This window comes from Pseudomonas sp. VEM90 (assembly GCF_054611535.1).
Genome location: NZ_JBTRAR010000011.1, coordinates 119,027 through 135,353, shown reverse-complemented (window position 1 = coordinate 135,353; position 16,327 = coordinate 119,027). Strand labels below are relative to the sequence as shown.

Here is a 16,327-nt window from a genome sequence, read left to right as displayed (position 1 = left end):
ATGACTCAGCCTGCTTCCGGCATAACCAACGGCAGGTCATGGCATCGTCGATGGGGGTGGCGCTAGTGGCGCGGTAGCCGCGGAAATGGGTGAGCTTGACGGACTTGAGGCGCATGGGGATTTCCTTATCTACAGCTGGCCGGAAAAGGCTTTTTGGCTGAGTGATTTGAACCCATCCAACAAACAAACACTTGATTGCTCCAGCGATGCAAGTGCTGTAGTCATTAACTCAATTTTTCTTTCGATTTTTTTCTGCAACTCAATCGGTGGAACTGGGATTTTCAGCTGTTTGAGATCAGTGAGATTAATCCCCTTAACTGCAGCCCCCTTTACAAAGCGCTGCATTTCCTGTTGCATTTTACGGTTTTCCAAGCAAGCATATAAATACAAAGAACTGCAGTTAGAATTTGTCGCCAAGCGCGCAGTATCTTGAGTGATATTGGCACCCTCCAGCTCCTTTGGCACAACAGCCAAGCGCCCGACATGACCACGAATAGATATGAGAACGTCCCCTGCCCTAAGGGATGATCTTTTATACTGCTGAGCAATTTCAATCGTGGTCCTACGAACTCGATCTACAAGAACAACGCCGTCTTTCATATCTACAACTCTGACATAGGGCACGCCACCTTCTATATCGTCACCAGGCATCAGAATTCCGTAGGTAATAGGGCGAGCAGGATCAATTAATTCAATTAAAGGTCGAACCTCCCAACCCTTCGGATTAGTCACCGGGTCGCCGAACATGTCCAAAAACACGGCGCGGAGGAAGTCGTCGGCGAGCTGAATGGCTAGCTGGCGTTTGCGGCGGATGGCGTCGGCCTTGTCGAGAATGGCGGCGATGCGCCTTTGTTCGGGCAGGGGTGGGAGGGGGATTGCAAACTCCTCAACGATTTTCTTGGACACTTCTTTAAATGTCGCGCCATTTCCAAGCGCCTGCAACCGCTCAGAGCTGCTTTTCATGCAGTAATACAGATACAGGCCATCTACATTCGAGCCAGGAACAAGACTCTTAAAGCCTTGATTCGTACACAAATCTCTACCAACAATTGCGATATTTCCAATCGGCGCACGGGAAGTTACCAACACGCTTCCCTTTGGAATTATGGATGTCGAGCAGCTCTTGAATCCAGCCTCAGAAATATACTCAGGCGCATCCTCTAGGGTTGGACAGGCCAAATCAGACACATCCTTGGGGGTCACCCACGGTACGTCAGGCGTGTCCCAATACTCTGGCACTTCGCGCCTGGGAGTAGCACCACCTACAACCTCACAACAATCTTTGAGCTTTACCAAAGGCCAACTCACAGCATCGCCTCCAGCTCACCCAAATCCGCCAGAATCTCCTGTTCCAGCCCTTTGAGCCGCTGTAAAATCACCTTCGGGTCTTCGTACGCTTCCTGCTGGTACTCCACTTCCTTGTAGCGGTTGATGGAGAGGTCGTACTTGTTGGCAGCGATATCCTTGGCCTGGACGACAAAAGCCTTTTGGCGCTTGTCACCGAACAGGATGTTGATGGTGCTGGCGCTGATATTGCTTTCGACCATCTGCCGGTATTTGTGCCATTGGGCAATGGCATCGGGCAGGTCGTTGCTGCCGTCGCCCTTCAGCTCGGTGCGCTTGTCATCCAGCGAGTAGCCGTCGGCCTTCAGGTCGTAGAACCACACACACTCGGTGGTGCCGCCCTTGGTGAAAATCAGGATGGCAGTGCTGACGCCGGCGTAGGGCTTGAACACACCGCTGGGCAAGCTGACAATGCCTTCAAGCTGGTTGTTGTCGAGCAGCTCCTGACGCAGTTGCTGGTGAGCCTTGGATGAGCCGAACAGCACGCCGTCCGGCACAATCACGGCGGCGCGGCCACCGAGCTTGAGCGAGCGGAGAATATGGGCAACGAACAGCAGCTCGGTCTTTTTTGTTTTCACCATGCCGAGCACGTCGGGGTTGGTGTTGGTTTCGTCCAAGCTGCCTTTGAACGGTGGGTTGGCCAGCACCACGTCGAAGAAGTCCTGCTCCTGACGCGGGTAGTGCTCTTTGATGGATTTGCTCAGCGAGTCCTGATAGCGAATGTTCGCGCCGTTCACGCCGTGGAGCATCATGTTCATGCTGGAGACGCGGAGCATTGTGGTGTCGAAGTCGAAGCCCCAGAACATTTCGCTGTTGATGTGCTGCCGGTAGGGTTCGAGCAGGTCACCGGAGTAATGCAGGTTGCCGTCTTCGTCGGTGAAGGTACCTTCCTGGCTGGAATAGACGCGGTTGAGGTACTCCATGGTGCGGGCGAGGAAACCGGCGGTGCCGCAGGACGGGTCGCAGATCACCTCGGTGGGCTGCGGGGCGATCAGCTCGATCATCGCGTCGATGATATGGCGCGGTGTACGGAACTGGCCGTTGATGCCGGCGGTGGTGAGCTTGCTCAGCAGGTATTCGTAGATATCGCCTTTCACGTCGCTCTGGGTCAGGGGCAGGTCGTTTACCATCTCCACGGCAGAGGTGAGCACAGACTCGTTCTTGATCTCCAGATCGGCGTCCTGCATATACTCGCTGATATGGCCGAGGCCTTCGCGCTCACCGCCCTCGCCTTCGGCACTGCCGAGTTGGGCGAAGAACGGATAGACCTTTTTCTTGAGGTGGCTGTGTAGTTCCTTCCCGCTCATGTTGCGAAAGTTCTTCCAGCGCAGCAGTTGGCCTTCCGGTGTATTAGGAAACAGACGGTCGAAGACCTTGCCGGTGCGGTTAGCCTTGCGCTCGGCCACGTCCTCCTGCATGTCGAGCATGCGAGCGAACATTAGGTAGCTGATCTGTTCGATCACAGTCAGCGGGTTGGTGATACCGCCAGTCCAGAATTTTTCCCAGAGTTTGTCGATATCGGTGCGAATCTTGCCGGTGAGCATCAGGCGTTCTCGTAGTCGGTTTCAGTGTCAGATTCAGCGAGCAGGTCTTGATCTTCGGTGCTGTCAGTGAGTACCTCAATGTTCTGCTCGGCAGGGATAAAATCTATTTCCAGCGCAGCTTTGTCGGCGAAATAGGCAGGCAACTGGGCTTTGATGGCAGGCGCCAGGTTCTTGAATTCGCCCACCTGTTTGACCAGGTTGCCCTTCCCGCTGACCAACTGGCCTTCGGCCTTAACATATGCTTCGGTGGCAGTTTCCAAGCCCTTTTTGATTTTCTCAAAGCTGGCCAAGAAGGTGTTGAGCTTTTTGAACACGCTCTCCGCCCGACTGGCCAGCGCGGCGGTGTGCTTGTTCTGATCCTCATAGCGCCAGAGCTGGCGCACGATATTTAGGCTGGTAAGCAGCGTGGTAGGTGTGGCCACCAGCACGTTGTTTTCGATGGCCTGCTGGAACAGGGTTTCGTCTGCCTTGAGTGCTTCGACGAAGGCCGACTCAATGGGGATGAACATGAATACCATGTCCGGAGAATTGAGCCCCGGCAGTTTGTAATAGTCGCGGTCAGCCAGTTCCTTGATGCGGCTGGCCACGGCCTGCACATGCTCTTTCAGGGCCTGCTTACGCTCTAAATCGTCTTCTGCGTTCACATAGCGGGTATAGGCGTTAAGCGAAACCTTGGCGTCGATGATCAGGTGCCTGGCCTGAGGCAGGTACACCACGGCGTCGGGGCGCTGGCGCCCCCACGCCGTGGTGATGCTGACTTCGCGCAGATAGTCCTTGCCCAACTGCAAGCCTGAGCGGTCGAGTACGTTCTCCAGCACCAGTTCGCCCCAGTTGCCCTGCAGCTTCTTTTGGCCACGCAGCGCGGTGGACAGCTCATGGGCTTCGGTGGTGATCTGCTGATTCAGCGTTTTCAGCTGCTCCAGTTCTTTGCGCAGCTCACCCTGCTGGGTGGTTTCGCGGTGGTGGATCTCCTGCACTTCACGCTTGAAGGTGTCGATGGACTGCTGGAACGGCGTCATCACAGCACTCAGGCTGAGCTTGCTGCTTTCCTGTAGAGCCTGCGTTTTCGCTTCGAGAATCTCGTTGGACAGCAGCTTGAATTGCTCGGTTAAGCTGGCTTTCTGCCGTTCGAAGTTGGCGAGCTCGCGGGCGTGGCTGGCCTCGCGCTCATCCAGTTCGGCCCTAAGCTTGGTTTCCTGGCGCTTGATCTCTGCCTGCTCGCCCTGCAGCCTTTCAATCTTTTCGCCTGCGGCCTTCATCTGCTCCTTCAGCTCTGCCAGCTGTGTCCGAGCATCCGTATTGGCAGCCTCAAAGCCTTTGGCTTTTTTGCCCTCTTCGGCCAGTGCCGACTTGAGACCACTGACCGATTCACGCTCTTGCTGAAGCAAGGTATTCGCCTGCTCCAGACGGCTCTGGTAGTCCTCAACTTTCGCGTTAAGGCTCCGAATTTCAGTCAACGCCGATTCATGCTGAATGACCGCTTCATGATGTTGTTTGGCAGACTGCTCCAGCTTGGCCTCCAGGGTTACATGACGACCCTTGGCTTCCTGCTGTTCCTGAGTCAGCCGCGTCACGCTGTCCAACGTGCTCTGCAGCTTGGTTTTCAGGGTGCTCTCGGCAACCTGGAGCTCATGCCCTTGTGCTTCCGCGGCTTTGAGCTGCTCACTCAACGCGGCGCTGCCGGCCACTGCTGTCGTTTGAGCCAGTTGGGCCTGCTTCAGCTCGGCCGCCAGCTGACTGAGTTGCCGGCCCTGACGCAATGCTGCCGCGAAATAACCCAGCAACGCGCAAGCCAGTGCGAGTACAACTGTGATGACGATGATATCGGTGGTCCATTGACTGGCTTGCATGTGCACTCCTAGTGACTGGTAGGCGGGTTGTCCCCGCGCAAGAAGGGCTTGAGCACGGATACCAGCACGCCCACATCGGCGGGGGCAAATACACCGTCGATGCCTTCGTGGGAAATGCTGGAAAACGGTGCGTCGTAGAGCTTTTCGATGACGATGCTGCCGTGCTGGGCAATGTAGCTTTTCAGCAGGTTCATGAAGCGTACCTGCTGGGCCGTGAGGCTGGGATGGGTATGCAGGAACTGGGCAAAATGCTGCTCAATGGCCTGTACATCCAGGCCTATCAGCTCGCGCACAGTCAACTGCAGCTCGCTGGCAGTGCGGCCATAGAACTCGTTCAGCACTTGCAGGCTGATGCCTGGGTGAGTGGTGAGGATGGTCGAGGTGAGCGAGTTGAGCTCCTGCTCGGCAATAGGCTCGCCCTTGTGGATTTTCTGCAGTGTCGGGTTGGCAGCCAGCATGCCGTCGAGGATGTCCTTGAGACGGTGCCGGTAGATCATCGCCTCGTTGGCCCCGGGAATCTTGATCTGACGTTCAGCCACCTGAACGCCGCTATCGGCGGTGCGAGTGCCGGGCGTGCTGTAGAGCACTCCCTCACCCGACTTGCGATATTTCATGATTCCGCGCAGTTCCTGCCGAGCTCGTTCCAGCTTGTCCACATTGGCGTTGAGCCAGAAGTCCGCGCTACGCACCTCCGTAATCAAGGCATCCTTCTGGCGCACGGCCTGAATATTGATGGCGAGCTTGTCGATCTCTTCCAACAAGGTGATCTTGCCATCCTCGAAACAACTGGCGTTTTCCACCAGACAGCGCTCGATAGCGGCGATCAGTTTGTCGAGCGCAGTGGCATGTTTGTCGCGCAGCACACGAGCCGACATCAGCGGGGCAATGGTATTTGCCAGCAGATGCTGGGTCTGGGCGTCGAACTTTTGCAACTGGTCGCCCTGCTGCAATTGGTGCACAGCCCGCAGCTCGCGCTTGACGGCAACGCTACTCTCCGGCAGGTCATTGATGTCGGCACGCAGCAGTTCAATGGCGGTATCAAAAGCGGCGGCATGGTTCTGTTTGAGAGCCGCCTGCGCCAGCTTCAGACGCGCTTCGAAGGTGGTTTGCAGGAGCGACTTGCCGTTCTTGTCTTCTGGCTCTTCGTACTCCTGCTCGAAGAAGTCAAAGTTGCCGTAGTGATCGAAGATGAGGAACTCGCTCTTGTGCTTGCCCTCACCAAACAGATTGGGGCACAGGCGTGTGCCGCGACCGATCATCTGCCAGAACTTCACCCAGGACTTCACCGGCTTAGCGAATACTAGGTTAACCACTTCGGGCACATCGATGCCGGTGTCGAGCATGTCTACCGAGATGGCGATGCGGAAGTCATTCTCCGGCTTTTTGAATTCTTTGATCAGCGTACCCACGTGCGGGATTTGGTTGTGGATGACCTTGCAGACCTTGCTGCCATACTGCGGGTAGAGCTTGCAGAAGAGTTCTTCCAAGTGCTCAGCATGGTCCTGACGTTGGGCAAAGACGATGGTCTTACCGACCAGTGACCCGGTCTCATCCTTGATGCCGTTGTCGATCAAGTTTTCCAGAATGAGGCGGTCAGTGTCTTCGCTGAAGATCCTGCGACCGATGTCCCTGCCGGCGATGGTGGTGCGCTTGGCCTCCTCCTCGCCGAGGTCCTCTTCAAGCTGACGTTGCTGTTCTTCGTTCAGATCTTTGTAGTGAATGCCGTCGCGTAGGAAATCGGTGGTAAGGTCCTTAACGCGGAACGGCACCAGGTACGGCGGATCATTGTTGATGGCTGCATCGAGACCGAACTCGAAGGTCGGGTCGGTCGTCTCGCAGTCGAACATGTCGAAGGTATTGCGGCTGATGAATTTCACCGGAGTGGCGGTGAGGCCTACCTGCAGGGCATCAAAGTAGTCGAACAGGTCGCGGTACTTGTTGTAGATGCTACGGTGGCTTTCGTCGGCAATGATCAGATCGAAGAAGCCCACATCAAGCTGGGCGAAGCGGCTCATCATGCCCGGATAGGTGGCGATGTAGACACGTGCGGTCTGATCGACCTTGTTGGTTTCACCGATCACGCAGCGCGGCTCGCTGGGTAAGTTCTGCTTGAAAGCATCATCAGCCTGGACGCGCAGCTCCTTGCGGTCACACAGGAACAGCACGCGCTTAGCCCAACCGGTGAGCAGTAGCAGCTCGGCCAAGGCGATGGACACACGAGTCTTACCAGTGCCGGTGGCCTGAATGATCAGCGCACGACGACGCTGCTGCTGGAAGTTAGCGGCAACCGTCTTGATCGCTTCGATCTGATAAGGGCGGTCAGCGATATTCAGATTCGGGTTATGACGCTCCAGCTCCGCTTTGCGGTATTGGCGCTGATAGATCAGATACTCGAGGCTGTCTTTGCTGTAGAGGCCGTACACCGGACGGTAGGTGTTGTATTGCGCGTCGTCCCAGATGAAGGTCTCGTAGCCGTTGCTGTAGAAAATCACCGGGCGCTGCATGCCCATGCGCTCGAAGCCATCGGCATACATCCGGGCCTGTTCGCGTCCGGCCTGCAGACTGACATTGCCGGATTTCTTGGCCTCGATCACAGCCAGCGGTTGGCCGTTGTCACCCCATAGCACGTAGTCAGCACGGCCCTTGCCAGAGACGTTATTGGGAAAGTCGACGTCCACTTCCTGGCCTACCTGCGAGGGATTACTGATATCCCAGCCCGCCTGAACCAGCATGGCATCGATCAGCAGAGCCCGGGTCTTGGCTTCGTTCCACTGCAGGCTGTCGGCAACTTTCTGACTCTGCTGCTGACGGCGCTGCTGATCCGGCTTAGCAGGCGGCTCCAGCTTATCAAGATTGCGGGTGCGCTCCTGCTCCAGCTTATCCATGACTCGCTGTAGCTCTTCCTGCTGCTGAGTGAGCTCCCTCTCGTAGTTGGAGACAGTCTTCTGCAGGCTGGCAAGAGTCGCAGTCGGGTCCTGCACCTCGGCAAAGGGCGAAATATCAGCCTGTGCGGTTCCGTAGTACTTGATAGCCATGTACATGGCCAGTTGATGGGCGGTCTTCAGTGCCAACTGCGCATTGCGCAGTTCACCTTCCGCACCGTGAGCGGTATCATTGCCCTGGATACGCAGGAAGTTAATCTGGTGAACCAGGGGCTTGCTGACGCAATCCGTGAACACCGAGTTTTTAACCAGTTCGTAAAAGGTTGACTGCGGCATACGCGGCAGCAGTTCTTCCTTGTAGATGCCTTTGGTCAGCTCCTCGGCAAAACTGCGCAAGCGCGTCAAGGCGCTGCCCGGATCAATATGAATCACGGCCTCGGCCAGGCCAGCTAGGTTTGCCAGCAACTCGTTGCCGGGACGAAGGAACTCGAAGTTGACTGATTTCATATAGGCGATTCTGTCCATAACCATCCTCTGAGCGAGGATCGTGCCAAGTTTCTATTCGACGTCGTACTTGCTCATCCAGTTTGTCAGCGTTTGCTGGCTTTTCAGCCCCAGCAGACTGGCTGCCCGGGTCTTATTGTGCCCGGTCACTTTCAGGGCCTGACGCAGATAGCGCTTTGCGGTATTTGCAATTATCCCTTGTAAATCAATAGGTTGAGAAAATCTCTCAAACTGTTCAGCGTGCCCATCTTGAGGTATCTGGAACAGCGCCTGCTCTATGTCTCCAGCCTCGATCAAATCGCCCCGGCACCACAGCGCTGCACGTAACAGGACCGATTGCAACTCACGAACATTACCGCGCCAAGGATGGCGAAGAATAAGATTCTTTGCCTCTGCGGAAATTTTCTTATCGCCTAGAGTGTCATCTTGCTTGGCGGTCTCCCCAAGCAAGGCGTCAGCCAGGAGCAACAGATCACCCTCTCGCTCGCGTAATGGCGGCAGGTGCAAAACGCCAACGGCGACTCGATAAAACAGATCCTCACGGAAACGCCGTTCCGCCACCGACTGCATGAGATTGCGGTGGGTAGCCGTAATCAGGCGTACATTGACCCGCACCTCCTGACTACTGCCCACTGGCGTAATCACTCCATCCTGCAGCACCCTCAGCAAACGCACCTGGGCGTCCGCCGTCAGTTCGCCGAACTCATCAAGGAACAGGGTTCCGCCATCCGCCTGCTGGAACACCCCAGCACGATTCTCCACCGCGCCGGTGAAAGCGCCTTTACGATGGCCAAACAAGGTAGAGTCGATCAGCTCAGATGGAATAGCCCCGCAATTAAGCGCGATGAAAGGCGCTGACGAACGCGGACCAGCATTATGGATGGCTCTGGCGAACAACTCTTTACCAGTGCCTGTCTCTCCATAGAGCAACACTGGGACCTGCTTCTGAGCCAGCACCTGCGCTTGCGATTTAAGCAGCAGCATGCGCTCGCTTTGCGTGATGATGCTGGCGAAAGCGGCATCAACCGGCGCCCGACTGTCGGCGAGGCGCAACAGCTTATCGGCACTGATGGAGTTAGCGGCCGGCACATACTCGGCCGCAATCTCAAATGGCACATCAACCTGCTGCACCCCCTGCTCCAGCGAGGACTGATAGAAAGTCACCGGGTAGCGGGTCTTGCCTAGGAGAATCCACACAGCCTGCATGGCCGGAGTGCCAGGGCTGAGGAGAATGGAAAGGTGATTGGAATGCAGGTGCAGGCGCGTCAGGTGCGCATTGGCAGCCTGGTAGATATCCCCGAAATGTACAGGGTTCGTCAGTGACTCATAACTGACGGTGACCGGCATACAGACCCGCTCACGGAGCCAGGCGACATAAGGCTCGACCAACTCAGACGGATAAGACGAAAGCAGTTCCGCGCGATCAAAGGATTGCGCTTTTAGCGTCGCCAGTACAGGCCCAGTTTCACTGCCCGACAACGCCTTCAGATCGTTCCCTCCGACCCAGCAGAGCAGCACCTTCTGCTTTGTAGACACGCCTTCCAATCCCCTAGGTCCTCTCGCGTCCAGATGCGCGGCTTGCTGGCATTGTGCCTTGTGGCAAAGATGCCGGAAAGTAAATCGTCGGGTTAGTTTCAATCACGCTACCGCCCTGGCTACGAAAGGTATGAAGATCATCCTGAGAACCGCTTAATGAACCGACTAGGTGATGCATAACCCGGAATATGTGCTGCAGCGATATCAGATCGCCCCTAAGAGGCTCGATCGAAGCCTGAGACGCGGCAGGTTGTGATGGGACCTGAATGGGGCGCGGTAGGGACGGTAGTTACCTGCCATCCCCGGCACTGATCCGTATGTGCGGAACTGACGGCAAGCCTGCAGGACGCTGAATGGCCGATCTACGCGTGCATAACACGCAACAAGTATTCAACAATTTTCCCGCTCGATACGTTGCTATCATCTTTCGAATCCTGCACTGCTCGGTTTTCTTGATCTGAAAAATATATCTCCTTCAGCCCCGGTAAATTCTGACGGCGTAAACGCGCAGGCATACAAGGCGCAGTAAATGCCAGTAGCAAGCAAAGGATCACTTTCTCGCGCAAGGCTCCACGTGGGCGATGGTCTCCAGACCTAGCCATGGCCTCGAACAATTTATGCATGAAGCACGACAGATGAAAAATGTCGTCTTCCCCCACTAAAGCCTGCGGATGAACGCCTATATTCACGTAGCAGGTGTAACGTATCTGGCTGTCGACTGGCGGCAGCGCGGGCCGAGGCCATATCAGTTCGCTCGCGGCCTGGAGCACATCGGGCTGTACGCCAGGCACAGTAAAGTTGAATCCTTCGCGCTCGCGGGCTTCCTCCCCTGAAGGCTGGCTGCGATGCAATACGATAGTGGGGGCTTTTTCTTTGCGCGGCGAATCATCTCGTAGCTCCACATCAACGTAAAAGCCGCGCAACTCCAAATCAACCAGGGCGTTGAGAATGATTTCAACCAGCTGCTGTCGGAAGTCCCTGTTCAGCTTGCCCTGGTGGTCGAAAATTACGCCTTGTATTTCTTTGACGTCCCAAAGAATACGATGCAAGTCTGGTGTCACAAGGCTGTACCAATCGCGCAACCATCCGGCATCCTCGGATACATTTTCGCAAAGCGCGGCACGTTGTCTAAGCGCAGCCAATTCAGCTTGCAGCTTTGCAATTTCGGCCTGGGCAGCCTTTAGTGAGTTCTGTGCCTGCTTGTCACGTGCTTTCACGGCTTTGGCGAGGCCATCACCGTCAGTAAGGTTCGAAAACCGGGTTTGCCCAGCAACGTCCCCATGGAAACGGGCTACAGGCACGCGCTCAATCGGCCCAAGCAACTGATCATGCCAAGCAGCAAAAGTGAGATCTTGTGCAGCGCCTGCGGGAACGCTGCCTTTAATCGCACGGTCGAGAACGCTTTCTTCGACCCCAGAAAAATCAGCCAGAACACCATATTTGATCAGCACATTCAGTTGCGCTTCTCTAACCTTCTTCTCCAACCCCACGCTCGCGCTCCTTTGCGTCAGCCCTACTTGCTAGCAGATTGTGCAAAGCATGCCCGCAGCACCGGCAAAGTGCTAGCATTCGAACGTCGGGAGGAAGAGTCGATAGACGGATAGCCTTGAATAGCGAGAGGCTCGGCATACCACCCTTCCCCCGCGACGCTCACTTCAATCGCGCCATAGCGTCTGCAAGCACTTGATCAGCGTTAGTGGACTCACGCTCAATGTTAACCAGCGCCGCTTCCGAAGTGCGTAACTCATTGCGCGCGCTCTGTGCATTCAGAACGCGACCAACACACTGAAGCGTGTCCTGATAGCCCTGCTCGATCCACGATGGAATTTTCTCGCCATCAAATCCTAGCAAGTCGCGAGCCCCCGCCAAAGGCCCATTCGCACGGGCCAAACTCTTGCTCGGGCGAATCTCCAAAATGGTGGCGTCAGGGAATCGCTGCCTGCTCCAAACTGATCCATCACTTAGATGCGTGACGATAACCAGGTTGCAACCCGCCTCTAACAAGGGCGTAATCGGCGTATTGCCTTGCATGGTTTGCCAGCCGCCCTGCCCTCCATCTGACCAGCTTCGCCCATCATGGCGACGTGATTTGAAAAGCAGCGGAAGCGCCGCCGAGGCCAGCAATATGCGTTTCTGTTCCTCCTCATCTGCAATCGACTGGACATGGAAAAACTTTGAATGTGGCGTGTCACCAAAGCCAAGTTCAGCACAAAGAGCACGCGCTATATCCTCGAGCCCTCCCAAGCTCTCGTAGAGAGAAACGTAAAGTGGCAGGCCGCGCTGCAGATCTTTGCTGACCAAAAACTCATCCATCAGTTGCTGCAACGGCTTGTCGTCTAGAAAGCCGTCTTCCCAGCCATTCAACCACTCGGGGAATTCGACATCAAAGCTCTGGGCTAACCTCTTGGCGCCATGAGCTGCAGCAAGAATGGCAGGCGCGCCGTTCATACGTAATCCTGCAGCTACCAGCAATGACACATAGCCCGGCATTTTCAAACTCAAAGGGGAGCTTTTACTCAAACGCCCCCACAATTCTTCCAGACGCTCTATGGCAACATCCAGCGAAGGCGCTGACGCAAGAATGCCGCCATTGAGTGCTCCGATACTTGCACCTGAAACAGCATCAATGCGAGTACCCAGCTCGCGCAAGGCTTTCAGCACACCAACTTGGTATGCACCTTTCGCTCCTCCACCCGACAGCACCAAGCCCACTTTCAAGGATGCATTCATGCTGAGGTCTCCAAGAACAATTCATTGACCAACCCTTCGGTCATACGCCGGGCAGAACCCAGCAGAGGCACTTGGAGGGGTAACTCGTCAGGCACCTGCGAAATTGCGTAAGTCATTGGCGAACGATCAGGACACGACCAATCACCCAGATAAGCAAGTGTCTCTTCGCTTACATTCCTTGGTCCGTCAGGCGAAGGCCTCGCCAGCCAGCGATTTCGGGTATCGATGCGCTCCCCTTGCCCCACCTGAGCATCTCGACTCAGCTGTATGATCGCCCGGTTGGCTAGATCCTCCAGCAGTTGCTGACGTTCAGTACCAGATATGGTTAGGCAATGATCGCCGAATGCCCCCCAGCGCAACTCTTCCAGCACCGCATAACAGCGGCCAGTGAGGCTAAGACCAGCGAACCGACCCGCGCCCCACTTGCCCATAACACTCTCAAGGTGTAACTGGGCACGCTGTGTACAATCGATTCTCGCAACATTTAGCTCTAAAGCACTGCATCGATCGCCAAGGTGCTGCGAAAGTCGCTCCAATGCATAGCGGGTATCAGCTGAATAGTTAGCGACCGTAGCTAAATCATGCTTCATTCCACTCACCCGCATCTGAACCTGATAGATCGCGCGGTTACTCTTGGCCAACGATTGAGTCAAGTCGACCAGCCACTCCAGTGCCCCTTCGACGCCGTCGGTGAGGCTTGCATTGATTTCCGCCTGGTTTTGGGATGCTTTGCCAGTAAACCCATCGTAAAGGCGGTCGAACATCCCAGTCCGAGTCGACATGTGCCTCTGGCGCTCGCGCACCACATCGATACCGTTGGCAAAGTCCACCACGAATTTTTCCGGCAGGCAGGTAAACAGACGAGTCACTTCGCCAATAAACTCATCGTTTTGCGCTTCGCTCATGCTGGCACCCCAGCCGGGCTCACATCTCGCAGCAGCTCCTCGCTGTCGCGCTTGATGGGCATGACCTCGCGTTTGTAACTAGAAAGCAAACCAGCCAATGCAATTTGCTCGTCTTGGCTGCGCTCCTGATCGCGAATACTCTGTTGCAAGTCGCTTCGAATGCTTTCGATGCTGCCTTTCAGTTGCTCGAAGAAGGTGTGAAGCCCTTCATTGAGCGGCTGAGCGATGGTGTCCGCAGCAGAGGCCTCCAGGTCTTTGAACAGATGCTCGATCGATGCGTCGATGGCTTGGCGTACCTTGTTGATATCGACTGCGTAATAGCCCTGCTTGACCGTGTACTCTTCCCAGCCCCAGTCAGAGGTACCGAACCAGCTACAAATGGTGCCCCATGCCCCTTTACTGCGGCGAGAGCGCGTGACGTTACGGTGCTTGCTATCCACGGAATCACGCAGAACCTCGCCAGCGGTGTACTTGAGAGTCAGCGGGGTTGTGTCAGGTATTTTCACATCGATGGAAAAACCGCTGCGATTGAGCCGCTCATTCAGGCCCGCGATAAGTTTGTTGGCTTCGGCTTCGATATCAACTGCGAAAGTGATGCGGAAATCCTTGAGGATTTCACCCATACGCCTTACCAGTTCGACTTCACCATCGCTAATGATACTATGCACCCCATCTTCGATTTTTTTCAGCAGCGCTTCAGCCTCAGACTGCTTATCGAAATTGATCACCGGGCTTTCTTCGTCGAATTCAAAATCGAAACCGTTGCGCGCGCGACGAGCCCGTTCGCCGCCCAACCAAGTGCTAAACGCTCCCTTGAGGAGCCCTGCCATGGTCGGTGCGAGCTGCTCTTGCATTCGGGCGACGGCTTGTTGCTGCTCTTGCCGCTTTCCCGCTTTGAACCCTTCGCCGACCTCATGCTTGATAGCCTCCGCCAATTCGGTGAAGGTCATGCTCATCTCGCACTTGATTTCCGTCAGCGCGTTCTGCGAAGACTCCTCGCTGTCCTGTTCCAGGCGATCAATCATTGCAATGTCATCGCGCAGCGACCCAATCTGCTCCTGAAGTTCTTCGGCGCTCTTGGCCAGCGCGGTATCACGCACTTCCAGGAAGCGTGCAAGGCGGGTCGCAGTGTCAACCAGTTTCGACGCAGCAGAGGACAACGCCATAACGGCTGCCTGCCGGTGGGCCTTGAAAATCACTTTCTCCAGCGGCTCGGCGAAATTTGATTTTTTCCAAAGATGACTGGCACCGCGCTGGACAAGTTCGGTATCTTGCAAGGCGTCTTCCCATTCCATGCCCAGCACCAACTGGCCGAAGTCTTCGACCCAGGCATTTTGGCCTCTATTGGCCTCAGGGAGCTTGCCGTGGTTGGCAATTTCCTGTTGGGCACGGCTGGCCAAATATCCCCAGCGCGAAGAGACTGGATAGACATCTGCTGCATCGAGCCTGCGATTCATCAATGACTCGGCCACGAAGGTACGTGTTTGGTCAGCACTGTCGCCGTTGCGGTCCCTTTGGTCGAACTTGTTCACCAACGCAAACAGTCGCCCTTCGGCAATATCGGCAATCTCATCCAGCTCCTTTCGCACCTGCTCATCGGCGTCAGACTTGAGCTGTGTGAAGTCCATGACAGCCAGCACAGCCGAAGCCTTCTTCAACTGTTCCTTGAGCATTTTGCGAAGATGCTGCTGGCCCGCCTCATTGGGGCCGGGTGTATCGAGCAATGCCAATTTACCCTGACCCGCGGCGTGGCCGAGATGAGAAAACTCGATGCGGATGACAGGGTAATCGTCGATACTCGAGTAACTGCCAAAGGGGAAGTCCACCCCCAGAAACGCCGCAAGCCGTACCAAATCGTTCAGGCTTTTGAGGAACCAGAAGATATTTTCCGACCCCTCATATAGCGCTTTGAAACTTCCCCGCTGATCAATCAGCTTCAGCAGGTCAAGCATGTCATCGGTACGCTCCAGATTCTGAAGCGCCGCGTCACCTCGGTCAGATGAGATTACTTTACCAAGCTGCACAATGAGGTCGTTGATCGGCTTGCAGTTTTTCAGCTCCAACACTGGCTCGACTTGGCCAGGGGTGTGCTCGATCAGAGTCGGCAACGCAGTCATCGGCCGGTTGCGGTTTGGCAGCACTTCATGTCCAACGATGGCATTGATTGTGGTCGATTTGCCGGCCTTCATGGTGCCGACCACGGCCAGGACCATCTTCAACTCGCCGACTTTGGCCAGCTCCCCTTCGAGGTAACCAATCTCTTGGGTGACATTCGCTTTGCTGAAGGTTTGATGCTCATCACCCTGATCATCAGACAGCACACCCTCGCCTTCCTGCACGTGATGCAGCAGGCCTAGCTCCAAGCTGAGAAGCCTACGAGCCTCATCACGTAGCAGATCTATCGATTGTTCCTGCATCAAAAACTCCTTGCGCGAGGCGCCATTGGCCCCCTAGTCATCCGTAAAACGCCTACCGCAGACAAGCGGCCTATCATCGTCACGCCGATAATATCAAAATGAAGGCAATCTACTGTTAACTCAAATTACGATTGCCAGTGGAGCAAACAAAGAACGGAATAACCCTGGCCACGCCAGCCCAGACATGGCGACAGCCCGCTATGCAAACGCCCTGAACGGTACGCTACTCAACCCATTGCCGCTGATCACTCCTCAACCGGCAGCAACGCCTCCAGCAACTCCAACTTGCGGCGCAACTGCACCACATGCTCTCGCTCCGCCCGCAACGCTGACCGTAGTTCGCGATACTCCATCTCCCAAATCTGCACCCAGCGCAGATCCCTCTGGCAGTGCTCCACCGTCTTACCAAGCTCACCGAGCTTTAACCCCTGCTGAATCAGCACCAGCAGGATGATCCCCATCGCCACCAATGCGCCTGTCGCGACCACTTCCGGCATAGTCATGCTCATGTCCTTTGCTGCCCCGAAGTATTTCGAAGACCTGCGAAAGGTATGTAATGAAAAACTACACGTCCACAATGTAGACTTATACAGGTAAAGTAATCGCGCACATGGA

10 protein-coding genes are annotated in these 16,327 nt (G+C 55.6%); all 10 read right to left on the bottom strand.

Going from position 1 to position 16,327, the window contains the following annotated elements; translation table 11 throughout:
* Positions 1–129: 129 nt before the first annotated feature.
* Positions 130–1,308, bottom strand: coding sequence for a restriction endonuclease subunit S (locus ACYCCG_RS12945; RefSeq protein ID WP_401098284.1), 1,179 nt, complete (start codon positions 1,306–1,308; stop codon positions 130–132).
* The gene (locus ACYCCG_RS12940) at positions 1,305–2,888 is read right to left on the bottom strand and encodes a type I restriction-modification system subunit M (protein ID WP_459670664.1); all 1,584 of its coding nucleotides are present in this window, start codon (positions 2,886–2,888) and stop codon (positions 1,305–1,307) included. Before ACYCCG_RS12940 ends, ACYCCG_RS12945 begins: the two co-directional genes overlap by 4 nt.
* The gene (locus tag ACYCCG_RS12935) at positions 2,888–4,738 is read right to left on the bottom strand and encodes a DNA recombination protein RmuC (protein WP_459670663.1); all 1,851 of its coding nucleotides are present in this window, start codon (positions 4,736–4,738) and stop codon (positions 2,888–2,890) included. Before ACYCCG_RS12935 ends, ACYCCG_RS12940 begins: the two co-directional genes overlap by 1 nt.
* 8 nt (positions 4,739–4,746) lie before the next feature.
* A complete protein-coding gene (locus tag ACYCCG_RS12930; protein ID WP_459670661.1) occupies positions 4,747–8,127 on the bottom strand; it encodes a type I restriction endonuclease subunit R in 3,381 nt (1,126 codons plus the stop codon).
* Positions 8,128–8,178: 51 nt separating this feature from the next.
* A complete protein-coding gene (locus ACYCCG_RS12925) occupies positions 8,179–9,660 on the bottom strand; it encodes a sigma-54 interaction domain-containing protein (protein ID WP_459670705.1) in 1,482 nt (493 codons plus the stop codon).
* Positions 9,661–10,022: 362 nt separating this feature from the next.
* On the bottom strand, positions 10,023–11,150 hold the full coding sequence (locus ACYCCG_RS12920) for a hypothetical protein (protein ID WP_459670659.1): 1,128 nt from the start codon (positions 11,148–11,150) through the stop codon (positions 10,023–10,025).
* A gap of 160 nt (positions 11,151–11,310) precedes the next feature.
* Positions 11,311–12,390: a patatin-like phospholipase family protein gene (locus tag ACYCCG_RS12915; RefSeq protein WP_459670658.1), complete on the bottom strand. Its 1,080-nt coding sequence runs from the start codon at positions 12,388–12,390 to the stop codon at positions 11,311–11,313.
* Positions 12,387–13,295 carry a diguanylate cyclase regulator RdcB family protein gene (locus ACYCCG_RS12910; protein WP_459670657.1) on the bottom strand — a complete coding sequence of 303 codons (909 nt, stop codon included), beginning with the start codon at positions 13,293–13,295 and terminating at the stop codon, positions 12,387–12,389. The genes ACYCCG_RS12915 and ACYCCG_RS12910 overlap by 4 nt, the downstream gene beginning before the upstream one ends.
* Complete coding sequence (locus tag ACYCCG_RS12905; RefSeq protein WP_459670655.1) at positions 13,292–15,712, bottom strand: dynamin family protein; 2,421 nt, start codon at positions 15,710–15,712, stop codon at positions 13,292–13,294. The genes ACYCCG_RS12910 and ACYCCG_RS12905 overlap by 4 nt, the downstream gene beginning before the upstream one ends.
* Before the next feature lie 245 nt (positions 15,713–15,957).
* The gene (locus tag ACYCCG_RS12900) at positions 15,958–16,215 is read right to left on the bottom strand and encodes a hypothetical protein (RefSeq protein ID WP_459670654.1); all 258 of its coding nucleotides are present in this window, start codon (positions 16,213–16,215) and stop codon (positions 15,958–15,960) included.
* Positions 16,216–16,327 lie beyond the last annotated feature (112 nt).